General features: G+C 64.3%; 12 protein-coding genes. 9 read left to right on the top strand and 3 right to left on the bottom strand.

Annotation, left to right across the window (positions count from 1 at the left end; translation table 11 throughout):
• The first annotated feature begins 22 nt into the window (after window positions 1-22).
• Window positions 23-1,345 (top strand): DEAD/DEAH box helicase, encoded by a 1,323-nt coding sequence (locus HU748_RS17280; protein WP_186721218.1) that lies wholly within the window; start codon window positions 23-25, stop codon window positions 1,343-1,345.
• Between the two features lie 179 nt (window positions 1,346-1,524).
• Here the strand turns inward: HU748_RS17280 and HU748_RS17275 are convergent, their stop codons facing one another.
• A complete protein-coding gene (locus tag HU748_RS17275) occupies window positions 1,525-1,797 on the bottom strand; it encodes a hypothetical protein (RefSeq protein WP_065861476.1) in 273 nt (90 codons plus the stop codon).
• Window positions 1,798-1,993: 196 nt separating this feature from the next.
• On the opposite strand from HU748_RS17275, the gene HU748_RS17270 reads away from it, so the two are divergent.
• The 6 genes from HU748_RS17270 (at window position 1,994) to HU748_RS17240 (ending at window position 22,021) form a co-directional block, all read left to right on the top strand.
• Entirely contained in the window at window positions 1,994-3,652 is a 1,659-nt protein-coding gene (locus tag HU748_RS17270) for a ShlB/FhaC/HecB family hemolysin secretion/activation protein (RefSeq protein ID WP_238343395.1), read from the top strand.
• A gap of 27 nt (window positions 3,653-3,679) precedes the next feature.
• On the top strand, window positions 3,680-18,877 hold the full coding sequence (locus HU748_RS17265; RefSeq protein ID WP_186721215.1) for a filamentous hemagglutinin N-terminal domain-containing protein: 15,198 nt from the start codon (window positions 3,680-3,682) through the stop codon (window positions 18,875-18,877).
• A 10-nt stretch (window positions 18,878-18,887) separates the two neighbouring features.
• Window positions 18,888-19,235, top strand: a complete 348-nt coding sequence (locus HU748_RS17260) for a hypothetical protein (protein WP_186721214.1) — start codon at window positions 18,888-18,890, stop codon at window positions 19,233-19,235.
• 707 nt (window positions 19,236-19,942) lie between these two features.
• Window positions 19,943-20,347 (top strand): hypothetical protein, encoded by a 405-nt coding sequence (locus HU748_RS17250; protein ID WP_054893282.1) that lies wholly within the window; start codon window positions 19,943-19,945, stop codon window positions 20,345-20,347.
• 99 nt (window positions 20,348-20,446) lie between these two features.
• Window positions 20,447-21,373, top strand: a complete 927-nt coding sequence (locus HU748_RS17245; RefSeq protein WP_186721213.1) for a DMT family transporter — start codon at window positions 20,447-20,449, stop codon at window positions 21,371-21,373.
• Between the two features lie 402 nt (window positions 21,374-21,775).
• On the top strand, window positions 21,776-22,021 hold the full coding sequence (locus tag HU748_RS17240) for a DUF3077 domain-containing protein (protein ID WP_125930463.1): 246 nt from the start codon (window positions 21,776-21,778) through the stop codon (window positions 22,019-22,021).
• Window positions 22,022-22,181: 160 nt separating this feature from the next.
• Here the strand turns inward: HU748_RS17240 and HU748_RS17235 are convergent, their stop codons facing one another.
• Window positions 22,182-23,354 carry a YbfB/YjiJ family MFS transporter gene (locus HU748_RS17235; protein ID WP_186721212.1) on the bottom strand — a complete coding sequence of 391 codons (1,173 nt, stop codon included), beginning with the start codon at window positions 23,352-23,354 and terminating at the stop codon, window positions 22,182-22,184.
• Window positions 23,355-23,460: 106 nt separating this feature from the next.
• On the opposite strand from HU748_RS17235, the gene HU748_RS17230 reads away from it, so the two are divergent.
• Window positions 23,461-24,354, top strand: a complete 894-nt coding sequence (locus tag HU748_RS17230; protein WP_186721211.1) for a LysR substrate-binding domain-containing protein — start codon at window positions 23,461-23,463, stop codon at window positions 24,352-24,354.
• Between the two features lie 124 nt (window positions 24,355-24,478).
• The gene (locus tag HU748_RS26635; RefSeq protein WP_256093825.1) at window positions 24,479-24,607 is read left to right on the top strand and encodes a PA1414 family protein; all 129 of its coding nucleotides are present in this window, start codon (window positions 24,479-24,481) and stop codon (window positions 24,605-24,607) included.
• A 225-nt stretch (window positions 24,608-24,832) separates the two neighbouring features.
• On the opposite strand, the gene HU748_RS17225 is transcribed toward HU748_RS26635, so the two are convergent.
• Window positions 24,833-26,212, bottom strand: coding sequence for a sodium:solute symporter (locus tag HU748_RS17225; RefSeq protein ID WP_151924196.1), 1,380 nt, complete (start codon window positions 26,210-26,212; stop codon window positions 24,833-24,835).
• Window positions 26,213-26,231: the final 19 nt, after the last annotated feature.

Raw genomic sequence — 26,231 nt, 5'->3', positions numbered from 1 at the left:
CGCATCTGTCTGAGGTACACCCGTGTTTTCCCAATTCGCCCTGCACGAACGCCTGCTCAAAGCCGTGGCCGAGCTTAAATTTGTCGAGCCGACCCCGGTGCAGGCGGCGGCCATTCCCCTGGCCCTGCAAGGGCGTGACCTGCGGGTCACGGCGCAGACCGGCAGCGGCAAGACCGCAGCCTTCGTGCTGCCGCTGCTCAACCGCCTGGTCGACCTGAGCGGGCCGCGGGTCGAGATCCGTGCGCTGATCCTGCTGCCGACCCGCGAGCTGGCGCAGCAGACGCTCAAGCAGGTGCAGCTGTTCTCGCAGTTCACCTACATCAAGTCTGGCCTGGTCACTGGCGGCGAAGACTTCAAGGAGCAGGCCGCGATGCTGCGCAAGGTGCCGGACGTGCTGATCGGCACCCCGGGCCGTTTGCTCGAGCACCTCAACGCGGGCAACCTCGACCTCTCGCACGTGCAGGTGATGATCCTCGACGAAGCCGACCGCATGCTTGACATGGGCTTTGCCGAAGACATGGAGCGCCTGTGCAAGGAGTGCGAGAACCGCGAGCAGACCCTGCTGTTCTCCGCCACCACCGGCGGTGCAGCGCTGCGCGACATCATCGGCAAGGTATTGAAAGACCCTGAGCACCTGATGCTCAACAGCGTCTCGCAACTGGCCGAAGGCACCCGTCAGCAGATCATCACCGCCGACCACGACCAGCATAAAGAAGCGATCGTGCAGTGGCTGCTGGCCAACGAGACCTTCGACAAGGCGATCATCTTCACCAACACCCGCGCCCTGGCCGACCGCATCTACGGTCACCTGGTGGCCAAGGACGTGAAGGCCTTCGTGCTGCACGGCGAGAAGGACCAGAAGGATCGCAAGCTGGCCATCGAGCGCTTCAAGCAGGGCAGCTCCAAGGTACTGGTCGCCACCGACGTGGCGGCCCGTGGCCTGGACATCGACGGCCTGGACCTGGTGATCAACTTCGACATGCCGCGCAGTGGTGACGAGTACGTGCACCGCGTGGGCCGTACCGGCCGCGCCGGTGGCGAAGGCCTGGCGATCTCGCTGATCACCCATAACGACTGGAACCTGATGTCGAGCATCGAGCGCTACCTCAAGCAGCAGTTCGAGCGCCGCGTCATCAAGGAGGTCAAGGGCACCTACAGCGGGCCGAAGAAGGTCAAGGCTTCGGGCAAGGCGGTTGGCGCGAAGAAGAAAAAGGTCGACAAGAAGACCGGCGACAAAAAGGCCGCCGCCAAGCGCAAGCCGACCGCCAAGCCGCGCCCGAACGCGCCGCTGGCCAGCGCCGATGGCCTGGCACCGCTGAAAAAGCGTACGCCTAAGGCAGAATAACCCCCCATCCCTGTGGGAGCGGCCTCGTGCCGCGATCGGGCGCGAAGCGGCCGCAACCCAGTCACCGCGGTGTTCCAGAGACATCCCGGCGGCCTGGTTTGCGGCCGCGTCGCGTCCGATCGCGGCACCAGTCGGGGCGCCGAACCGCGACTCCCACAAAGGGGGTCAGGCTGCTTGATTCAGCCCGCCTTTTGCTCCGCCTCTTTCAACTCCTTCACGCGCTTGTCGATCAGCTGGCATTTGTCTGGCAAGTCCTTGCTCGCCGTCCCTAGCTCCATGCCCTGGAGTTCGTCGTTGATCTCCTTGGCCTTCTGCGGGTTCTGCTCGGTCAGTTGAGTCACCAGCTTGGCCAGCTCCTCGCGCTTTTGCGTGGCTTCTTCCGGTGTGCAGGCCCAGGCGGGCAGGGCGCAGGACAGGGTGGCGAGCAGGGTGATGCGGCAGATAACGTTCATGGCGCTTGCTCCTTGTGCAGTCTATCGGTGGAGTCTGGCCGGCCAGCAAAGGTTCAGCATGTAGCTGTTTGCCCTTGATGTGATGGTAAATTGACGCCAAAAGGCCATCTCTGTATTCTCCGTCCCCACTTTTTCACCGCCCAGGGACTGGAACATGGCGATAGGGTTTCGCACACGCCTTTGCAGCGCGATTCTCATGCTGACTGCCAGCATGCCTGCCCTGGCGGCCTCGCCGCTGGAGCAGGATCTTATACGCGACCGCCAGGATCGCCTGCTGCAAGAGCAGCAGCGGCGCATCGAAGAGCTGCGCAACCTGCCCGGCAGCACGGCGCCGCCGAGTGCCGTACCGGCGACTGAAGACACCCGCTGCTTCACCATTCGCTCCATCACCCTCAAGGGTGCCGACAGCCTCACCGAGACCGAGCGCGAGCGCCTGCTCAAGCCGTTCATTGGTCAGTGCCTGGGTGTCAGCCAGCTCAACGAGCTCCTCAAGGTCATCACCAACCATTATCTGGATCGTGGCCGAGTGACCAGCCGCGCCTACTTGCCGCAGCAGGACCTGTCCACCGGGCATCTGCAGGTCTTGGTGGTAGAGGGGCGCCTGGAGAGTTTGCGCGCAGCTCCCGACAGCAGGCTGAGCGAGCGGGAGCTGGCCATGGCTTTTCCCGGCGCGCCCGGTGAGCGTCTGAACCTGCGTGAGATCGAGCAGATGGTCGACCAACTCAACCGTCTGCCTTCGAACAAGGCGCAGATGGAACTGGTCCCTGGCGAGGCGGTGGGTGGCAGCCAGGTGCTGGTACGCAATCAGGCGCACAAGCCCTGGCGGGCTTCCCTGTCGCGCAACAACGAAGGCCAACGCAGCACTGGCGAGCAGCAGGTCAACCTAGGCTTCGAGTGGGATAGCCCGCTGGGCCTGGCCGACCAGTTGGTGCTACGCGGTGCCCACGATGTGGTCAGCGATCACACCAAGGGGGCGAAGAACGGGGTGCTGGCCTACAGCCTGCCCTGGGGCTGGTGGAACTTCTCGTACAGCTACAGCGCGTCCGACTACCGCTCCGTAGGCCAGGCCAACGGCTTCGACTTCAAACAGACCGGCGACAGCCAGAATCATCAATTGCGCGTCGATCGTGTACTGCATCGCGACGCCACAAGCAAGACCTCGGTCAACCTGGGCGTTGCCCATCTGCGCACCCGCAACTACATCGAAGACAGCCTGCTGCGAGCCAGCAGCAATCGTCTGAGCGAAGCGCAGTTCGGCATCAACCACGGTCGGCGCCTGGGCACGGCCTTCGTCAACCTTGACCTGGGCACGCAGGAGGGCATTGGTGCCTTCGATGCCCAGGGCAACGGCAATCCGCGACCTGGCGAGCCGGTCGCGCGCTATCGCAAGTACACCGCGACGGTCAGTTACGTGCAGGGCTTTGAGGTATTCGGCGAGCAGTTGAGCGTCACCAGCCTGGCTACCGCCCAGCGCAGCGAAGACGTGTTGTTCAGCCCTCAGCGCATAAGCCTGGGTGGGTTGTCATCGGTGCGTGGTTTCAAGGACCAGTCGCTGTCCGGCGACAGCGGCGCCTACTGGCGCAGCGACCTGCGCTGGACGCGCCCGGTGACCTGGTCCGTCGCACAGCCGGTGATTGCCGAATACGGGATGGGCTTGGGCTACGACCTGGGTGTGATCCGCAACGACCGCTACAACGGCGACCGCCATGGCCGTGCCAGCAGCCATTCGCTGGAGCTGTTCGCCCGGGGCCGTCACCTGGCGGCCAGTGTGACTTTTGCCCGCAGCCTCGAACGCCCGGATGCCCTGCCCGACAAGGAGCACCCGGTATACCTGCGCCTCGATTTCTTCATCTGATTCGTGCTTTGAGCCCCGAGAGAACACATGGACGTTCGCCTTTTCACCTTCCTGGTTCGCCAGCCTTCGGCGCGCCTGCAACCCCGCCTGCAATTCTGCGGTGTGTCCAAGCGCGCGCTGGCCTTCCTGTTGGCCAACGTCATGTTCTGGCAGCCACTGTGGGCGCAGGCTGCCGAAGGAGTGATGGTCAGCGGCGGCAACACCAGTGTCGGTCAGGCGGGCAACGGCGTGCCGATCGTCAATATTGCCGCGCCCAACGGCAGTGGCCTCTCGCATAACCAGTTCAGCGATTACAACGTCGGCCAGCAGGGGCTGATCCTCAACAACGCCACCAGCCGTACGCAGCAGACGCAACTGGGCGGCATCATCGTCGGCAACCCCAACCTGCAGGGCACGGCGGCAAGCATCATCCTCAACGAAGTCAACGGCGCCAACTCCAGCCAGCTACGCGGCTATACGGAGGTGGCGGGGCAGTCGGCCCATGTCATCGTCGCCAACCCGCATGGCATCACCTGTAATGGCTGCGGCTTTATCAACACGCCCCAGGTGACCTTGACTACGGGTACGCCGGTGATCGACAACGGTCAATTGACCCGCTACCAGGTGGAGCAGGGCAGCGTGGCGATCGAAGGTGCCGGGCTCAATGCCAGCAACGTCGACCGCTTCGAGATCATCACCCGCAGTGCGCAGATCAATGCCGGGCTGCAGGCCAGGCGCCTGGATATCGTCGCCGGACGCAACGATGTCGATGCCCGGACGCTCGCGGCGACGGCTCGAGCCGGAGAGGGTAGCGCCAAGCCGACATTGGCCATCGACAGCTCTGCCCTGGGCGGCATGTATGCCGGGGCCATCAAGCTGGTGGGCACCGAAGCCGGTGTAGGGGTCAAGCTCGATGGCCAGATGGCCGCCAGCGGCGGCGACATCCAGCTCGATGTCAACGGGCAGCTCACCCTGAACCAGGCCAGCGCCAGCAGCGCGGTGGTGGTGCGGGCGGCAGGTGTCGATCTCCAGGGGCCGGTTCATGGCGCGTCGCGCGTCGAAGTGCTCAGCAGTGCCGAAGTGGTCAATCGTCAGGCGCTGACCGCAGGCGCCAAGCTGCAGGTCCAGGCTGCCGGCACCCTGAGCAACCTGGGCGTGATCGAGAGCGGGGTCAACACCGACGGCAGCCGCAATACCCAAGGCGATATCGACCTGGCCGCTGGTGCGCTGGTCAATACCGGCAAAAGCATCGTTGCCAGCCGTGACCTGAGCGCCGACATTCGTGGCTCGCTGGACAACCGCGACGGCACGCTGAGCGCCGCCCAAGACCTGCGCAGCCACGTCGGTGTGCTGGACAACAGCGCCCAGGGCCGCGTTCTGGCAGGCCGCGACCAGACTGTGCAGGCTGCCAGCCTGATCAACGATCAGGGCGGGCAGGTCGTTGCCACGCGTGCCCAGCAGATCACCGCAACCCGGGTCAGCAACCGCGCCGGGCAGCTCGCCGCTGGCGAGCGCCAGGCCATTGCCGCGCAGCAGGTGGACAATGACAGCGGGCGTATCAGTGCCGGCCGTGAACTGGCCGTGACCGCCAGCAGCACACTGGATAACCGCGCCGGTACCCTGGCCGCCGACCGTGAGCTGCACCTCCAGGCGGGCAGCCTCGGCAACCGTGACGGTGGACGCATCGCCAGCACCGGCCAGCTCGATGTCCAGGCCGGCAGCCTCGACCAGCGCGGCGGCGGCCAATTGCACGCCGACCAGGCGTTGAGCCTGGACCTGCGCGGCGGGCACCTGGAGAACAGTGACGGCGGCTTGATCAGCAGCCCTGGTGCGCTGCGGCTGCTGGGCTTGGGCAGCGTCGGCAACCGCGCCGGCGAGATCTCCTCGGCTCAGGGCTACCAGCTTGCCACGCGCCAGCTGGATAACCGCGGTGGCAAGTTGCTGAGCGGCGCCGACCTGCAACTGGCGATTGTCGAGCAGTTGAACAACGGTGCAGGGCTGATCGCGGCACAAGGGCTGGCGCTCAGTGCCGCCGAACTGCTCAATGGCCAGGGTACCTTGCAGGCGCGTGGCACCCTGGCTGCACAGGTCAAGGGCCGGTTCGACAACCGTGGCGGGCTGACCAGCGCGGTCCTGGCCGCCGACGTTCAGGCGCTCGCGCTGGACAACCGTGGCGCGCGCATGACCAGCCAGCAGAGCCTGAGCCTGAGCAGCGCCAGCCTGGACAACAGTGAAGGTGGGCGCCTGGACGCCGATCAGGCACTCACCCTCGATCTGCTGCATGGTCATTGGAACAACGCTGGCGGGCGCCTGCACAGTGCAGGTGCGTTGGTGTTGCGCAATCTGGCGAGCGTGGACAACCGTCACGGCGAGATGCATGCCAGCAGCGGTTTCACCTTCGCCGCCGACAGCCTCGACAACCAGGATGGCAGCCTGTCGTCCAATGGTGCGCTGATCCTGCGTATCGCCGCCGTACTCGATAACAGTCGCGCCTTGATCAGTGCCGAGCAGTTGGACCTGAGCGCCGGTGACGTGCTCAACCTCGATGGCCGTGTGCAGGCCCGTCAAGGGCTCACCCTGAGCGTTCAGGGCGCGCTCGACAACCAGCGCGGCAACCTCGGCGGGCAGACCCTCAATGCCCACCTCGGCCGCCTCGACAACCGCGCCGGTCGCGTGCAGACCGATGCGGGACTGACCCTGACCAGCGCCGCTGTGCTGGACAACCGCAGTGGCGCCGTGATCGCCGGTCAGTCGGCAAATATCGACAGCGGTGACCTCGACAACACCGGTGGGCAACTGTACGCCGCCGATCATCTGAGCTTGAATGCCGCACGCCTGGACAACGGCACTGCCGCGCGCCTGCATGCTGGTCAGAGGTTGCAGGTCAGCGCCACGCAAATGCACAACGCCGGGCAAGTGTTCAGTGGCGCCGATCTGCTGCTGAACCTGCGCGGCGGTCTGCTCGACAACCAGGGCGGCCTGATCAATGCACCTGGCCAGTTGCTGCTTCGACAACTGGCTCAGGTCGACAACCGCGGCGGCGAGGTCTCCTCTGCGCGGGCCTTCGAACTGCTGGCTGACAACCTCGACAACCGGGGCGGCAAACTGCTCTCCGAGCAAGCACTCACCTTGCGCATCGCTCGCGCCCTGGACAACAGCGTCGGCGGGCGTCTGGCTGCACCGCTCATCGATCTGCACAGCACGGCACTGATCAACAACGCCGGAGTGCTCGCCGCCACTCAGCGCCTGGACCTGCAGGCTGAAAGCCTCGACAACCGCCAGGGCGAAGTGCGTGCTGCGCACCTGAATGCGCGACTTGGCCAACTGGACAACCGCCAGGGCCTGTTGCAGGTCGAGCAGGATGCCGAGTTGCAATTGACGACGCACCTGGACAACCAGAACGGCACGTTGCAGGCCGGCGGGCCGCTGACGCTCGACGCCGGCAGCCTCGACAACAGCGCCGGGCAACTGACCAGTGATGCGGGCCTGCGCGCCCGTATCGCTGCCGGGTTGCTCAACCGTGGCGGCCTGCTCGCCGCTGGCGCTCAGTTGCAATTGAGCGCCGGCAGCCTCGACAACCAGGCCCAGGGACGATTGCTGGGCAAGGCCGGGCTGAGCCTGAGCGGCGAGTACCTGGACAACCGCGCTGGGCGTCTGCTCAGTGGCAATGCCCTGACCCTGGTGCTCGGTCAGGTGGACAACCGGGGCGGCATGGTCAGCGCCGAGGCCGGCATCGAGCTGCTTGGCCAGCGCCTGGACAACAGTGCCAGTGGCCTGTTCGAAGGCAAGGGCCCGTTGCGCCTGGAACTGGCTGAACTGAGCAACGCCCAGGCCGGTCGCGTTACCAGTGGCGCGACCCTCAGCCTCATCGGCGTCAATCTGGATAACCGCAACGGCGGTCGTGTCACAAGTCAGGGTGCACTGCTGGCCGAACTCATCGGGCTCGACCAGCGAGGCGGCGGACAGTTGCTCAGCGACACCGCCCTGACCATCGACATGCGCGGCGCGCGGCTCGACAACCGTCAGGGCCTCATCCACACCGCCGGCCAACTGCTGTTGCGCCAGCTCGGCGAGGTCGACAACCGCGCAGGTGAGATCTCCAGCGCGCGCAGTTTCGAGCTGGTCGCCCAGCGTCTGGACAACGGTGGCGGCCAACTGATCAGCGATGACGCACTGCTCATCCGTGTGGCGCAACAGTTGCGCAATACCCAGGGCCTGGTACAGGCCGACCAGCTTCAGGTGGTGGCCGGCACGCTGGATAACCAGCACGGCACTCTCGGCGCCGGGCAACGCCTGGACCTGCAGGTGGCTGCCGAGGTAGACAATCGCGGCGGCGAGCTGTCCAGCAGCGGCCAGACCCATGTTCGCGCTGCCAGCCTGGACAACCAGGACGGCGCCGTACTGGGCGACGACAGCACGACCCTGACCCTGAGCGACGCTCTGGACAACCGCGGCGGTACCCTGGCTGCCGGCAACGCCTTGCAGGTCGAGAGCGCGGGCCTGGACAACAGCGCCCAGGGCAGCCTGGTCAGCGACGGCAGTCTGCACGTACGCAGCACCGGCCTGTTCGACAACCAAGCTGGCGAACTGCGTGCCCGTGGCCTGATCGACCTGGCCCTGGGCCGTCTGGACAACCGTGGCGGCGTCGTCTCCGGCAAGCAACTGCTCAGCCTGCAGGCGAACAGCGTCGATAATCAGGCTGGCCTGCTGCATGCCGACAGCCTGTTGCAACTGCTGGTCGACCGCTTCGATAACCGCCAGGGGGTGACGCGCAGCAAGGACCGCCTGGATTACCAAGGTTCCACGCTGGACAACCGCGAAGGCCTGCTCAGCGCCAGCGGGCCACTTGATCTGCGCCTGGCCCAGGTCGACAACAGCAAGGGTCGTATTGCCACTCGCGGTAATCTCGACGCCAGTGTTGGCACCTTGCAGCAGCAGGGTGGCGAGTTGATCGCCGAAGGTCGGCTCACCCTGCACGGCGATAATGCCGATAATCGAAGCGGTGGCCTGATCGCCGGCAACACGGGTCTCGACCTGCAGGTCGGTATGCTCGACAACCGTGGTGGCCAGCTCAGCAGCCTGGCGCAGGCTACTCTGGGCGGCACACAGCTGGACAACAGCGACGGTGGCAAGCTGATCGCCGGCACGCGTCTGGCCCTGACCGTCGAACGCCTGCTCAACCGCAATACGGCGCTGGTATTCGCCCAGCAGGTCGAATTGCGTGCTGCGCGGGTGGACAACCAGGGCGGTTCGATCGCTGCCGGGCAGGCTCTGCACCTGGTGCTCGACAACGGCGGCGTGCCACTGGCCGAGGCGCTGCTGGACAACCGCGGCGGACGCCTGGACAGCGCTGGCCGCCTGATCCTGGAAGGCGGGCAACTGCTCAACCAGACAGGCCAGCTTTCCAGCCATGGTGAATTGTCCCTGACGGGCATCCAGGCGCTGGACAACCGCGGCGGCACCATCGAGACCGACGCGGCGCTGACACTGGCCAGCGCCAGCCTCGACAACCGTGACCACGGCCGCATCACCGCCGAGGGTGACAATCACCTGAGCAGCGGTGCTTTGAGCAACGGCCAGGGCGGCCTGATCAGCAGTGGGCAACTGCTGCAAGTGCGCGCCGGTCAGGTCGGCAACCAGGCCGGCACCTTGGCCGGACGTCAGGTCCAGGCCAGCGTCAGCGGTCTCGATCAGCACGGCGGTGAACTGTTCAGCCTCGATGGCCTGAACCTGGACCTCAACGGCGGTGTGCTGGATAACAGTGCCGGGCTTATCCGCGGCCCGGGCAGCCTGTTGCTGCACAACCTTGGTAAGGTCGACAACCGCGATGGCGAGATCTCCAGTCTGGTCGGCTTCGAGCTGGCCGCGGACGGTCTGGACAACACCGGTGGCAAGCTGCTCTCCGGCGCCAGCCTGACTTTGCGCATCGCTCGGCAAATGGACAACCTGCGCGGCCTGGTCAGTGCGCGCAGCCTGCAGTTGCAGGCTGCCGGCCTGGACAACGGCGCCGGTCTGATCAGCAGCCGCGGCGATCTCCAGGTGCAGGTCGACGGCCTGCTGGGCAACGCAGCGGGCACATTACAGGCTGACGGCAAGCTGTTACTGGTGGCCGGCAGCGTGTTCAACGGCAAAGGCCAGTTGTCTGCCAGATCGGGTCTGCAAGCGCGCCTGGGCAGCCTGGACAATCAGGCTGGCCAGATTGCCAGCGACACTACGCTGAACCTGCAGGCCGACACCCTCGATAACCGTGACAAAGGCCTGCTCGCCGCCAAGAGCCTGTTGACCGTGCACAGCGCTGCCTTCGACAACCGCGCTGGCGAAGTCTCCGGGCAGGGCGAAGTGCGCCTGAGCGGGCAGCGCTTGGATAACGGCGCTGGCTTGATCCTGGCCAAGGGCGCGCTGGTCATCGAGCAGCACACTCTGCTCAACGCCATGGGGCTGGTGTCCAGCGTGGGGCCGCTGACCCTCACCGGCACGCGGCTGGAAAACGCCGGCGGTACACTGCGCAGCGGCGCCGACCTGAGTGTCGAGCTGGACGACGGCCTGCTCAACCAGAATGGGCGTCTGGACAGCGACGGCGCGCTGAGCGTCAGCGCCGCAAGCATCGACAACGATCACGGCGTGCTGTCCGGTGCCAGCGACCTGCTGTTGCGCAGCCAGGGCACGCTGGGCAACGCCGGGGGGCAGATCCTGGGCGACGCGGGCCTGGAACTGAGAGCGGCGCACCTGGATAACCGCGACGCTGGTACGGTCAGCGCCAAGGGCCTGCTGAGTATCAGCGCCGCCAGCGTCGACAACCTTTCCGGCGCCCGCCTGAGCAGTGCCGATCGCCTGCGCATCGAGGCTACCCAGCTCGATAACAGTGGCGGACGCATCACCAGTCAGCAGGCCTTGCAGGCCAACCTCGGCAGCCTGCGCCAGCATGGCGGCACGCTTTATAGCGCCAGCGGCGTGGCAATCGATCTGGCCGGCGGTACCCTCGACAACCAGGGCGGGCTGATCAATACCCCAGGTCAACTGCTGCTTACGCGCCTTGGCCGGGTCGACAATCGTGGCGGTGAAATTTCCAGTGCCAACGCCTTCACCCTGGCGGCCGCCGAACTGGACAACGGCAACGGTCGCCTGCTCGGCAACCAAGGCCTGAACCTGATCGTCGCGCGCAGCCTGGCCAACCTCAAGGGCCAGATCGCCGCCGCCAGCCTCTCGGTCAGCGCCGCCAGCCTGGACAACGGCGCGGGCTTGCTGACCAGCCGCGGCGATCTGCAACTGGACGTTGCCGGTCAGTTGGCCAACCAGGGTGGCGGGCTGCTCAATGCCGGTCGCGCACTCGTGCTGAACAGCGCGAGCCTGGCCAACCAAGGCGGTCAGTTGCTTGCCAGCGAACGACTGACCCTCGTGACCGGCCAACTCGACAACGGCAACAAAGGCTTGATCAACAGCCAGGCAGGTCTGGATCTGACAGCCACCGACATCAACAACGACGGGGGCGAACTTTCCGCTGGCGCGGCGCTGCAGATCAAGGCACGCCAGTTCAGCCAGCAGGGCGGACGCCTGCTCGGCGACAGCACCTTGGCCCTGCTGCTGGGCCTGGATGGCGGCGGCCTGAACAACCGCGATGGACTGATTCGCGCCAAGGGTGCCCTGACCCTGGCCAACCTGCGCGACCTGGATAATCAGCGTGGCGAGATCGCCAGCGACCTGGGCTTCGACCTGGCAGCACGGACCCTGAACAACGACGGCGGCCGGTTGATTTCGGCCCAGCGCCTGGGTGTCGGCAGCGGCGTGTTGAGCAACCAGGGCGGTCTGGTTTCCGGCTGGCAGGGCCTGTCGGTCAGTGCCGACAGCCTGGACAACCGCAACCAGGGCACGCTCTCCAGTCGCGCCGGCGACCTGGACCTGAGCGTCACTTCCAACCTCGACAACAGCAGCGGTGGCGCCCTGGTCAGCCAGGGCGCGCTGCGCCTGAACGCGGCTGCGCTGGACAACCGTAGCGGCTACCTGGCCAGCGGCGGATCCCAGCGCCTGCACCTGCTCGGCGCCCTGGACAACCGTCAGGGCCGCATCGATGCCGGTGGCGACCTGTTCATCCAGGCCGCCAGCCTCGACAACCGCAGCGCCAACGTCATCAGCCAGGGCTTGCTCAGCCTGGACCTGGCCAGTCTGCTGAACAACGCCCAGGGCCAGTTGCTCGCGACCAGCACCTTGCAGGTGTTGGGCAACGCGACGCTGCTCAACCAGGGTGGTCAACTGGCCAGCCAGGGCACCCTGCAGTTGGCAGGCAGCCGTCTGGACAACTCTGCCCAGGGCACGCTGGCCGCCAACGGCGCGGTAGCCGTGACGCTCGTCGACACCCTGGCCAACGACCAGGACGGCCTGATCTCCAGCCGTGACGCCAGCGTCAGCCTGCAAGCCGCCAGCCTGACCAACCAGGGCGGTGCGGTACAGGCCGGCCAGGCGCTCGATGTGCGCCTGCAGCAAGTGCTGGACAACCAGCGCGGCAAACTGATCGCCCAGCAGGGCCCGCTGGCGCTGTCGGCCAGCAGCACGGACAACCGCGGCGGTGTGCTGGCCAGCCTTCACGGGCTGCTGCAGGCGCAGGTCGCCGGCCTGTTGCGCAACGACCAAGGCGGCACGCTGCAGGCCAGCCAGCTCAACCTCGTTGCCCTCGGCGGCCTGAACAACCAGGGCGGTCGTCTGGCGGCGCAGGCAGGGCCTCTGGTTATCCGAACTCAACAGTTGGACAACCGTAATGGCGGGCTCTACGGCCAGGGCCAGGTCACCCTCGAGGCGACTGCGCTGGACAACAGCGCCGGTGGCAAGCTCGCCGGTCAAGCGCTGGACTTGACCCTTGGCGGTGCTTTGTACAACCGCGCAGGAATCATCGAAAGTGACAGCCGCCTGGGCCTGGTCGCTGCCACCCTCGACAACCAGGGCGGCCAATTGCGCAGCCTTGGCGGCGCCCAGAGCCGCCTGCAGGTTACCGGGCTGCTCGACAACCGCACTGGCGCCCTTGAAATCGGCAGCCAGGACTTCAACCTGCAGGCCGGCACCTTCCTCAACCAGCAGGGCCGCCTGCTGCACGGTGGCAGTGGCGACCTGCAGATCGGCATGGCCAACCTCAGCAATGCCGGCGGTGACATTGCCACCCTTGGCGGCCTGACCCTGGAGGCGGCCAGCTGGACCAACAGCAGTGTGCTGCAGGCCGCGCGGCTGACGCTCAACGTCGGCGAGCTTACCCAGACAGCCTCCGGGCAGTTGCTGGCGACCCAGCGGCTGTCGGGAAGTGGCGGCAATTGGCTCAACGACGGCCGGATCATCAGTGATGGCAGCCTCGACCTGCACCTTGGCGGGCGCTATGCCGGCAATGGTCGCACCGCCAGCCTTGGCCAACTGGGCATCGATGCCGGGCAGCTAGAGCTTGGCGTCACCGGCAGTATCGCCGGGGGCGACAACACGCGTATCGCAGTAGCCGGTCAAGTGTCGAACCAGGGCCGCCTGACCTCGGCACGCAACTTCGAAATGCTGGCTGGGAGCATGACCAACGTCGGAACCCTGGCCGCCTCGCAGGACTTGACGGTCGTCAGCCAGGACCTGCGCAACGTCCAGGCTGCCGATGGCAGCCGTGGTTTCATGTTCAGTGGCCAGAACATGAGGCTTCAGGTGGGCGCTTTCAGCAACGAATACGCCGATGTCTACAGCCTCGGCAATTTGCTGGTCGGCGGCGTGACGGGCGGAACGCGGGCAAACAGCGTGCTCAACAGTTCTGCCAGTATCGAAGCGGCGGGTGATATCGACCTGCAGGCCGCCAGCGTGATCAACAAGCGTGAAAAATTCCGTTCGGACACGCAGGTGACCAGCGGTTCGATCAGCATCTACTGCGTCCAGCATTGCGGTCGCCCTGGCGGCAAGTGGGTGCGTGGGCCGGCGTTCATCTCGCAGACGGTTTCCACCGTTGTGCATGAAGATTCGCCCATGGCAATGCTGATGGCTGGCCGTAACCTGACGATTGCCAGCACTGCACTGAACAACGAATTCAGCCTGATCTCCGCCGTCAACGACCTGGCCATCGACAGCGCCAATATCTCCAACGTGGCCGGCGGTTCGGCTTCGGGGACTGACCGCCATCAGATCGGCAAGGACGTGAAGATCTCCGGTCGTTACTTCTACGAAATGATCGATGCGGTGGCCGCCTACGACCAGGCCCATCCGCAATCTGGGCCGTTCGATCCGGTGGCTTTCAAGGCCTTGGTCGACAAGTTCGACCCGGGTGTGTTCATCGGGATCGATGACAAGATCAAGGTCGAGGGTGGCGCCCCCGTGGCCCCTGCGATCATCCAGGCCGGTGGCAAGGCAAGGCTGACCGCCAGCAACGACATCAGCAACATCGTGGTGCAGAACACCGCGTCATCCATCAGCCAGCGGTCTTCGGACACTACGGTCTCCGGCGGGGCCCAGCCGACCATCGTCACGATTCATCAGCAACTGCCGCCTGACCTCGCCCAACAGCAGGTCAACCCGCTGACCCTGCCCGGCTTCAGCCTGCCCACCGGTCAGAACGGCTTGTTCCGCCTCAGCGCCCAGGCTGCCAACCAGGCCAAGGCCAGCGCTACGTCCAGCGTCCCGACCCAGTGGCAACTGGGCAGCGCGAGCATCGACCTGCAACAGCGCCAGCAGCCCACGCCGCTTGTGCAGGGCCGCAGCGTCGACCTCGCCGAGCTGGCCGCCGTCGCTGGCAGCGACCGCGCCCTGCAGGCGCATCAGCGTCAGGCCGCAGGTCTGGACCCGGCCGCCACCAACGTGCGCGTGGCCGCCATCGATCAGGCCCAGGGGCCGGGTACATTGCCCAGCCGCAGCGGCGAAGTGGCCGCCAGCCAAGGCACGTCGAGCCAGGTAGGAGGGGCCGCCGACGGGTTGCACTGGTCCACTGCACAGCCTGGGCCGAGCACGCCAATCACGCTTGCACAGCCCTCCACCGAGACCATCCTTGCGCGCGACACCAGCCTCCCGGCAATGACGTCGGTGGCCGCGCCGACGCTCCAGCAGGCCCTCCCGACCGTCGCCAGCACCGTCTCCACCGCCATGACACTGCCCGCGGCGCAGAGCATCCTGCGGGTACAGGGGGTTCCGGCCAATACAGGCACCCCGCAGCCGCACAAGTACCTGATCGAGACCAATCCGGTACTCACCGACCTCAAGCAGTTCATGAGCTCGGACTATCTGCTTGGCAACCTCGGCTACGACCCTGACCAGAGCTGGAAGCGCCTGGGCGACGGCTTCTACGAGCAGCGTCTGATCCAGCAGGCGGTGGTCGCCCGCACCGGTCAGCAATTCATCGATGGCCAGGCCGACGGCGAGGCCCTGTACCGCCACCTGATGGACAACGCTCTGACGAGCAAGAACCAGCTCGACCTCCAGGTCGGCGTCAGCCTCAGCGCCGAGCAGGTCGCCGCCCTGACCCACGACATCGTCTGGCTCGAACAGCACGAGGTGATGGGCGAGCAGGTGCTGGTGCCGGTGCTGTACCTGGCCCACGCCAACAACCGTCTGGCGCCCAACGGCGCCCTGATCGCCGGCAACGACCTGACCCTGGTCGCCGGCCAGAACCTGGACAACAGCGGCACCTTGCGGGCCAGCAACAACCTCTCCGCCAGTGCTGGCCGCGACCTCGACAACAGCGGCCTGATCGAAGCCGGTAGCCGTCTGGACCTGCTGGCTGGCAACCGCATCGTCAATGGTGCCGGCGGCCTGATCAGCGGCCGCGACGTCAACCTCACCAGCCTCAGCGGCGATGTGGTCAACGAGCGCAGCGTCAGCAGCCATGCCAGCGGTGCAGGTGCGTATAGCAAGCGTGCTGACTTCGTCGACAGTGCCGCGCGTATCGAGGCAGCCAATGACCTGTCGATTCATGCTGGTCGCGACCTGATCAACAGCGGCGGTGTATTGAGTGCTGGAGCCGACCTGGATATCCGCACTGGGCGCGATCTGCTGATCACCTCGGCGCAGCAGGTCGACAGCACGCAGATAGGCTCCAACTACCGCACGCAGACCACGCAGCAATACGGCTCGCAGGTGACCGCAGGCGGCGACCTGGCCTTGAGTGCCGGTCGCGATTTCACCGCCATCGCCAGCACCCTGGAGGCCGGGCGCAATGTTGCGGTCGATGCACTGGAGAACCTGACCCTGGCCTCGGCGGCCAACGAGTCGAACTTCTACAGCAAGACCAAGAAAGTCACCCGCCAGGAAGACCACGTCAGCCAGGTCGGCACCTTGGTCAAAGCTGGTGGCGATGTTGCGCTGACCGCCGGCAAGGACCTGGCGCTGATTTCCAGCCGCGTGAGTGCCGGGGACGAGGCGTATTTGTATGCCAAGGAGCAACTGTCGTTGCTCGCCGAGGCGGACAGCGACTACTCCCTGTACGACAAGAAGAGCAAAGGCAGCTTTGGCAGCAAGAAGACCAAGCGCGACGAAGTCACCGATGTGCGACATGTTGGCAGCGAAGTCTCGGCGGCAGGCGCTGTCACGCTGGCGAGCGGCGGCGACCAGCGCTATCAGGCGGCGAAGCTTGAGAGTGGTGAAGACCTTACCCTGGCCAGTGGTGGGACGATCACGTTCGAGGGTGTGAAGGACCTTCATCAGGAGAGTCACGAGAAGAGCAAATCGAGCCTGGCGTGGAACAGTGCCAAGGGCAAGGGCAATACCGATGAGACGTTGCGCCAGAGCCAGTTGCTGGCCCAGGGCGAGGTGCTTATCAAGGCTGCCGATGGGCTGCAGATCGACATCAAGCAGGTCGACCGGCAGAGCGTGAGCCAGATCATCGATGCGATGGTCGTGGCTGATCCGCAATTGGCCTGGCTCAAGGAGGCCGAGGCACGCGGCGACGTCGACTGGCGTCAGGTCAAGGAGGTGCACGACTCCTTCAAATACAGCCATTCCGGCATGGGCGTGGCAGCGCAGATGGTGATCGCCATCATCGTCAGCTACCTGACGGCGGGTGTGGCCAGTGGCCTGGTCGCCAGCGGCGCGACTACCGCAGGTGCTTCGGCAGCAGCAACCACTGCCGCTACTGCGACCACTGCAGGTGGCGCCTGGGCAGCAGGTACCGGCGCTGCCCTGAGCGGGATTGGTTGGGCCAATGCGGCGGTGACGGCCGGGCTGACCGGCTTGACCAGCAATGCGGCGATCAGCGCCATCAACAACCGCGGCAACCTGGGGTTGGTGGTCAAGGATACCTTCAGCAGCGATAGCCTGAAGGGCGCGGTGATCTCCGGCCTGGTGACCGGCGCCACCGCTGGCTACATCGATCCCAAGTTCAGCGGCGACAATGCAGGCTTCAGCCGTACTTATGGCTTTGACCTGAGCAAGCTCGAAGGCATAGGCGGCTTCGGCCTGCGGGCCGGTGCGATCGGTGTGACCTCGGGTGCGATCAAGACCGTGGTGAACGGTGGGAGCCTGAGCGACAACCTGCTTAACGCGTTGGTGTCACAGGCGTCCAACGTCGTCGCCGCTTCCGCCTTCAATGCCATCGGCAACCTCGCAACGAAGAACCTGGCCGACGCAGAAAGCCGCAGCGATGCCGCCGCTATCGCGTTGTGGCAGGAAGGTGGCGCAGGCCGTGTAGCCTTGCACGCGTTGGCAGGGGGCGCTGTTTCTGTGGCCTCCGGCGGCGACTTCGCCAGCGGAGCGACGGCTGCCGGGGCCAACGCCGCTATGGCGGGGGCGCTGGAGGAGCTCTACAAGAAGCAGCCTGCGCTGCGCGATACCTTCTCGCAACTCACCGGCCTCGCTGCGGCGGGGCTGGTCAACGGCGACGTCGAGAAAGGTGCTTGGATCGCCCAGATGGCCGACCGCTACAACCGGCAGGCGCATCCCAAAGAAGTAGTCCAGATCAAGAAGCAGGCACCTGCACTCGCCCAGGAGCTAGGTATCAGCCCCGCCGAGGCGGAGCGGCGCATGGCCGAAGCCTTGGCCTACTACACCGACAACGAGTGGCGGCAGGTGATTACCGCCAATGGCAGGAGCATCGACGCCAGCACCCTGGCGCACCTCGGCCAGGCGCTGGCGCCAATGGCGGACAGCCTCGACGTGAGTCGCGCCAATGGTGACGTGCCTGTTGTGGCGGAGGCGGGCAAGCAGTACACCGCGCAGCAGACCGTGGCGTTGCTCAAGGACTATGCGAGCACGCATAGCGCCGAGTTCAATGATTCCACCAAAAATCGCGAGTTCTTGCGCCCTGGGGCTGACCCCGAGTACGCCGCGTACTACGCCAATAACCTGAACTTCGGCAAGTACGATCCCACGGCAGAAACGCTGGGTTCGGTGGAGGGTGCAGGTTCGGCGCTGGGCAACATGCTCAAAGGCTTGTATGGCCTGGGCAAGGGGTTGCTGACCGATACCCAGAACACCGCCTCGCAGGTGTCTCACCAGGTGATCAACTCCTTGAGTCACCCTGAAACGGTGGTGCAGGAGTGGCAGGACATGCGCGCCGAGGCGACCCTGTATCGGCTGCAGGGCAATCCTACGGCTGCGGCGCGGGTGGAAGCGGAGTGGCAGACCAAGTTCGTGATGAACCTGGTACCGGTCGGCAAGGCCGGGAAGCTGGGGCAGGTGAGCAAGACGGTGGCCGAGCGCGAGGCCATTGCCGAAGCGGTGGGCGGTGCGACGGGCAGGCAGGTGCCGGGGTTGCCGTCGTATTACCGCGATGGTTCAGGGGTTGGTGCGAACGTGGTGGCGCCGGAGGGGTATACGGCGGTAGTGAACCTGCGCACGGGCAATTTTGAGTTTGTCGCGCCGGATGGAAAGCTGTATTTCTATAGCGAGTCGGCGTTGGTGCCCAAGGAAGGTGGGAACCTTGCGGGGTTGGCGGCGGCGGAGCGGGAGATTGCGGCTGGGAAGGCGGGGGGTGGGGCAAAAGGTATCGAAATTGCGCCTGGTAAGTTTGATTACCTTTTTGGCAGAGTAGCCAGTAACTCCCATAACGCTCCACGTTCGAATCAGCTTGCGCTGGAAATGAAGAGGCTTGGTGTTCCTGACAATGCTGCTGGTCGCCAGATGTTAACGGATCACTTGGCGCTTTCGGCTAAAACCGAAGGTAATGTGATAAACACGTTCTCAAACCAGTACGGAAAATTCGAGGTTAAAGAGTCGTTATTCGTGGGGCCGTCGGGCAAGGCTGCTAACTTCCAGAGCACGTTCCAGGTTCTCGATGATGGAACTCGTAAACTGAGCACGCTCATACCACTTCACTGAGGATGCAGTAATGAGATTTCCTAGCGAGGATGATTTTTTGGAGGAGTTTGGTATCGAACCTATTGAGGTCGACCAAAGTCTGGCTTTATGTCGTTATAAAGTGGAATCCAAAAATAGCGATCTTGAATTAGATTTTTCTTTTAGCGCGGTTATGGAGTCGTTTCAGGTTGTATTGAAACTCGCCAAGCAGGAGCTAGCTATCATTTCTTCAGAAAACGTGAAGTCTATCGAAGTCGTGCGAGATAGTTCGGAGGCGGGAGTCCGTGTTGTCTTTGATATCTGTGATTCAATTTCAGAAGCTGTGGTTACATTTGAACCTGATTTGAACTGTCGGTGGTGGACATTGCGTAAAACGTAGCTGTGATCCTTTAATTTGCTGCCAGATTGGTGCAAAAGCAACTGCAAGCCTTGAAAAAGAGGCCGGCACTTACTTTAGGCAGCCGAGAAAATATTGGTCTCAAGAGCCAATCCAGTACAACAGGAATAAGGTTTATCAGCGGAATGACTTGATTGACCCAGGTAGGGTTGATTCGCAAACTGGATTAATCAATAAACAGCTTGTGGAGAATGGGTTGGCGCCATATGGGACAGATGGGAAGAAAATAAACTTCCATCATATGTTGCAGACTCAGGATGGTCCTATTGCGGAAGTGATTCAGAGTTTCCATCAGAAGAATGTAGCGGTTATTCATATAAACTCTGGCCCAGATATTCCATCTGGAATTAACAGGTCGCAGTTGAGCCATTTGTGGACGAGATTTCGGACTAACTCGGTGCAAAAGCAACTGCTAACGGGTTATGGCCGTGCTTTGTCGCGGCTGGCGCAGCTGTCGGCTATTCTGCACAGCTCAGATGAGCCGCGTTGATTTGTTTTGAGGTTTCTGGAGACAAGACTTGTCTCGAGTTCGGGGGAGCTGTAACCCGTGAGCAGGTTTGAAGTGCCGTAGATACCTGTTCGCAGGCCCCGAGCCGGTTCCAACCGTGTACTGTCAATGATTTGAACGGACCTCCAACGCCTCCGGTCCCATGCTGTGTAACCACCGTCCACAGCAAGAGGCCACTGCCATGAGCACCTACGACTGGGACCTGATCGAACGCTTGCTGCACGAGGTGCAGAACGGCGCAGGTCAAAGCTTCACGCCACGCCCCTACGCCGAGCAGCATGCTGCGGCGATGGCCGCCAAAGGCCAGCCGGTGGGCGATCTGGATCAGCTGAAAACCCGCGCCTGTGAATACGAAAAGCTGCTGTTCCAGCGCGGATTCATCGAAAGCCGGCCTGAAGAGGATGGCGGCAACGGTGAAAACTTCGTGCTCACCGAGCGCGGCTCGCGCCTGCTCAGCCTCATCGACAGCGCGATTCCAGGAGCGGACAGCCCACGCTTGAAGCTGGATCAGCAAGCAGATGCGCTGGATGAGTCCACCTTCGATCAGGTCTCAAGCAAGCCGCAGATCACACCAGGTGCGATTTAGGCTGGTATCGGCGGGGCGGGCGCACCGATAATCGGTAATGGATCCATTTTCTGACTGCCGAGCGTTGCCCATGCCCCTGACCCGCTACGAGGCCCGCCCATGAGCGCGGCCCGCAAGAACACTGACGCCTTTGCCCTGCAGGTGATGCTGGGGTTGTGCCTGATCTGGGGCTCCCAGCAGGTGATGATCAAATGGGCTGCCGTGGATATCGCGCCGGTGATGCAGGCGGCGTTTCGCTCCGGTGTCGCTGCGGTGCTGGTCGGGCTGCTGATGTGCTGGCGAGGCGGCTGGGCGCAGTTGGGCAGCACCTGGCGCGCGGGTTTGCTGGCCGGGGCGTTGTTCGGGCTGGAGTTTCTGTTCATCGCCGAGGGGCTGAAGCTGACCTCGGCGGCGCATATGTCGGTATTTCTCTATACGGCCCCAGTGTTCACCGCGCTGGGGCTGCACTTCATGTTGCCCAGCGAGCGCCTGCGTTTGTTGCAGTGGCTGGGGATTGCGCTGGCGTTTGCCGGGATCGCCCTGGCCTTTGCGGGCGGGCTGTCGCTGGATCAACTCGATGGGCGGGTGCTGCTCGGCGATGCCATGGCGGTGCTGGCGGGGCTGATGTGGGGTGCGACCACGGTGGTGGTGCGGGCTTCGCGGTTGTCGGAGGCGCCGGCGACCTTGACGCTGTTCTACCAGCTGATGGTGGGCTTCGTCGGCTTGCTGCTGATGGCGTTGTTCAGCGGGCAGATCGGTGCGGTGTCGTTCACGCCGTTGGCATTGGGCAGCGTGCTGTTCCAGGGGTTGGTGGTGTCGTTCTTCAGTTACCTGACCTGGTTCTGGTTGCTGCGCCAGTACCTGGCGTCGAACCTGGCGGTGTTTTCGTTCATCACGCCGTTGTTCGGGGTGACGTTCGGGGTGCTGTTGCTGGATGAGCCGCTGAGCGTGAACTTCGTGGTGGGGGCGGTGATGGTGCTCGGTGGTGTGGTGCTGGTGAGTGCCGAGCCTTGGGTGCGGCGGCAGTTGCGCCGGGTGGTGGGGTAAGGCGGGCTGTAGCGTGTCTGATTTTTCCTAATTCTCGGGCGCCGGTGTCAGGTTTTGAGTCGTTAGGATCTATCCTACGCGGCTTGCGGAAGCGTCTTAATTGTCGTGGAAATGCGTCAGGGATAACTTCGCCGGGTCGTCATTTGGCGACCGGGCGTGAGAAACCCGACGACGTGGCAGCGGCACTTCTTTATGGCAGCCGTGTGCGGACGGGCTTCGGCCCGGCCGGGCTCTCACGTCCTCGGTTTCTCACTCCGTGCACGGTTGCCACCCTAACTCCGTGAGAAAGAGTGGGGTGGTGATATCTCTGACCAGACGTGAGATTTGACCCCATGAAAAAGCTCGTCCCCGATCCACCCCGCCTTACGCACGTTCCCCACACCACAGTGAGGAGACGTGACCATGACTGACTTATCCAATGGCTACACCACCGCTGGTGTGGCGACTTTCCTGGACATGTACCGCGTACAGCCTGGCATTCCTTTCGAGCGGGTGCTGGAAGAAGTGTCGGTGATCCTTGGCTGTGTCCGGGAGTTGAGCGAGCAGGAACAGGTGGACCCGGTGAGCATCACCGCGCTGCACTACCTGAGCGCGATGGCCAAGGCGTTGCTGAACGACCTGGAGGTTGGGCGTAACTCGGTGCATTGAGGCCACAGCCCGGCTACGAAACCGCCTCGACCCTGTAGGAGCGGGCTTGCCCGCGAAGAAGATATCGCGCTGCCTGGCACGGGCTACGCCCGTGTTCGCGGGCAAGCCCGCTCCCACAGGGATTGGGCTGGTCTTTAGATTTTGAGCAAGACAGTTGTTCCTACACGCTGGTCGCCAGTTGCTCGGCGGCGCGTTGATCCGATCTGCTTGTCGCCACCAGCAACCCGGCGACCCCCAGCCCCGCAGCCGCCAGCAACAGTGCGGGTTGCAGCCCGCCGCTGAAGTGGTTGCTCAGCGCGGCCAGCAAGGGTCCGCTGAGTTGGCCGAGGGCGAAGCAGGCGGTCAGCAGGCCGGCGTTGCGTTGTGTGGCGTGGGGCGCGAGCTCTCGCGAACGCTGCATCACCAACTGCATGCAGGCCAGGAACGGCGCACCGCACAGCAGTACCCCGAGCCCCAGTCCGATACCGCCGCCCAGCAGGCAGGCCAGCACGCCCAAGGCTTGCAGCCAGAGTGTGGCGGTCAGCCAGACGCTGGTGCGACCCGGGCCGCGCAGGCTGACGATCACCACGCCAAGCGCTGCGGCAAGGCCGAAGCCGGGCCAGAACAGGTCGGCAAGCCACTGCCCCTGGAATTGCTGGCTGGCCATCTGCGAGAGGAAGGTGGCGGGCAGGATGTAGCCTATGCCGTACAACGCATAGACCACCGCCAGACGGGCGATGCCGCGCTGGCGTGGATGAGCCTGCGCTGCTGCGGTGCTGGGCGCGGGCGTCAGCAGATGGGCGCGCGGCAGCCACGGCAGCACAGCCAGCAGCATCACCAGCGCGGCCACCGAGTACACCAACCACAGCGCCGCCGAATCGAGGCTGAGCAGGTGCGCACCGAGCGCGAGGAAACCGGTGATGGCGATCCCCACGCCTGGGCCTGCAAACACCAATGCGCCGAGTCGCGCCCGACCATGGCTGCTGGCCACGTGCTGGCTGAGGCTGGTCAGCATCACCAATGCCCAGGCGCTTGCCACACCGGTGCCGAAGCGCAGCAGCAGGTGGCTCCAGAATCCGTTGGCAGCCCAGGAGGCCAGGGTCAGCAGCACGCACAGCCACAGCCCGGCATGCAGGCGCAGGCGTACTTGGTGCGGGTGGCGGGCGAACATACCGTCCACGGCGCCGATGAAATAGCCGAGATAGTTGGCAGCGGCCACCAGGCCGCCTGCGGTCAGGTCGAACTGGCCCTCGGCAATCAGGCGGGGCATCTGCGGGGTCAGGGCGAAGCGGCCGATGCCCATGGCCATCATCAGTGCGACAGCACTGGCCATGAGTTGCAGTAAGGGCGACATGGGAAGACTCCTGCGCAGTGGTAAGCGATGGATGGCAGGGTAGGGGTTCTTGACTTTCAATAAAATTGAATAATGATGATCAAGTTGTTCTGTTTTGGAGAATGTCGTGGACTTCAGCCAATTGCGAATCTTCCAGGCCGTCGCCGAGGAGGGTTCAGTGACTCGCGCCGCCGAGCGCCTGCACCGGGTGCCGTCGAACCTGTCGACGCGCCTGCGTCAGCTCGAGGAGCAGCTGGGCGTGGAGTTGTTCCTGCGCGAGCGTCAGCGCTTGCAACTGTCGCCGGCCGGCAAGGTGTTGCTGGACTATGCGCACAGGCTTTCGGTACTGCGCGATGAAGCCATGGCGGCGGTGCAGGGCGGTCAGCCAGCTGGGGACTTCATCATCGGGACCATGTACAGCACCGCGGCCATCCAGCTTCCGGCGTTGCTTGCGCGCTACCATCAGGCCTATCCGGCAGTGAACCTGCAGGTGCAGGCCGCGCCCAGCGGCGAGCTGTTGCAGGGCCTGCTCGAGCGCCGCCTGGACGCCGCCCTGGTGGATGGCCCGCCGGGGCTGGCCGGGCTCGATGGCGTGCCCTTGTGCGAGGAGCAACTGGTGCTGATCACCAGCCCCGAGCACCCGCCTGTGCATAGCGCGCGTGATGTGGCCGGGCGTTCGGTATTCACGTTCCGTCAGGGGTGTGCCTACCGCATGCGTCTGGAGGCTTGGTACGCGCACGACCACACGCCCATGGGGCGGGTGATGGAGATCGAGTCGTACCAGGGCATGCTGGCGTGTGTGATCGCCGGTGCCGGGGTGGCGATGATGTCGCGTTCGATGCTCGACAGCCTGCCGGGGCGCGAGCGGGTCAGCGCGCATCCGCTGCAGGCGCCGTTCGATCATGCCGAGACCTGGTTGATGTGGCGCCAGGGCATGTGCGGGGCGAATTTGCAGGCCTGGATCGACCTGCAACAAGGTGAAACAGTAAACCGGCTGTCGGAGTACGGCGTTTCCGCTTGATCTGCGGCAAAATCGCCCATATCTGTAAGGTTAGACGCAGGCGATATACAGAACATGGGACTATGATCTGTATGAAGCATCGCAGGACTGATTTGCCGCAAGGCTGACCCGTGAAGGGGGCACTATGAACAAGCGCATGTACAACTGGCTCCACGACCTTGCCGTCGCCCTTGGCCTGGTACCACCGCCATTGCAACCGGTACCGATCCCCACCGACGAAGAACAGCGCAAGCGCCAGCCGCGTCGGCGCTGATTAGCGCAGGAAAAAGGCCGCTGCATCCTTGGGGGATGCGGCGGCCTTTTGCGTTTTTGCAAGGGGGATCTGTGGTGTGGCTTTCGTAGTGCATGGCACCGGCTTCGCCGGTGATCGCGGGACCAGCCCGCTCCCACAGGGATTGGGCTGACCTTTAGATTTTGAACAAGACAGCTGCTTCCACAGGGTAGGGGCGGGCTGGTCCGGAGATTTTCTGCCCTGGAATCAGGCCAGGTTCACCGCAGCCGTCGGTTTACGCGACATCAGGCTGACCACGATGAAGCTCACCAGTCCCACCGCCAGGCTGTAGTAGATCGGCGAGTTGGCATCCAGGCCGTCCTTGAACATGAAGAACAGCGCGGTGGCAAAGCCCAGCGACATGCTGGCGATTGCACCCGGGGTGGTGGCGCGTTTCCAGAAGATCGCCCCGATCAGCGGGATCAGCATACCGCCGACCAGCAGGTTGTAGGCCAGGGTCAGGGCGCTGATCACGTCGTTCACCGCCAGGGCGATCACCAGCACTGCCACGCCAGTGAGCAGGGTGAACAGGCGGTTCACGCCCAGGCTCGAGCGCTTGCCGCCACGCAGCTTGGGCAGCAGGTCTTCGGTCAGGGTGGTGGACGCCGCCAGCAGGCCGGCGCTTGCGGTCGACATCATCGCCGCCAGTGCCGCCGCCATCAGCAGGCCACGGATGCCGTCGGGCAGGGTGGTCTTGATCATCTCGGCGAAGGCGTTGTTCGGGTTGGCCAGGTCAGGCATCAGCACATGGGCGGCCATGCCGATCAGCGCGCAGGCCAGGCCGTAGATCACGCAGTACACGCCTGCGGCGGTGCCGGCGCGCTGGCAGACCTTCTCGTCACGTGCGGTGAACACACGCTGCCAGATGTCCTGGCCGATCAGGATGCCGAAGAAGTAGATCAGGAAGTAGGTGATGATGGTATCCCAGCCGATGGTGGTGAGCTGGAAGCTCGCCGCCGGCAGCTTGGCCACCAGTGCATCCCAGCCACCGGCCTTGTACAGGCACACCGGCAGGAGGATGAACATCAGGCCCACGGTCTTGATGACGAACTGCACGATGTCGGTGAGGGTCAGCGACCACATGCCGCCGATGGTCGAGTAGACCACCACCACGCCACCGCCGAACAGCAAGGCCATCCAGAACGGCACATCGAGCAGCACTTGCAGCACGGTGCCCATGGCCAGCGTGGAGACCACGCCGATCATCAGCGCGTAGGCCAGCATGATCACTGCACTGGCCTGGCGCGCCATCGGGTTGTAGCGGCGCTCCAGGACCTGGGTCACGGTGAAGATGCGCAGGCGCAGTAGCGGTTTGGCGAGGAACAGGTTCAGGGCGATGATGCCCAGGCCCAGGGCCGCGCACAGCCAGAAACCGGAAATGCCGTGGACATAGCCCAGGCGCACGGTGCCGACGGTGGATGCACCACCGAGGACGGTGGTGGCCATGGTGCCCATGTAGAGGGTCGGGCCGAGATTGCGTCCGGCGACCAGGTAGTCTTCGTGGGTTTTCGCCCGCCGCATGCCGTACCAGCCAAGCCCGAGCATGCCAGCGGCGTAGATCAGTACAACAATGATGTCCAAGGCCATGGGTGTCTCCGATTATCTT

Origin of the sequence: Pseudomonas sp. RW3S2, assembly GCF_014268955.1 — a bacterium.
GTDB classification, from domain to species: Bacteria; Pseudomonadota; Gammaproteobacteria; order Pseudomonadales; family Pseudomonadaceae; genus Aquipseudomonas; species Aquipseudomonas wayambapalatensis.
This window is presented reverse-complemented; position numbering and strand designations above follow the sequence as displayed.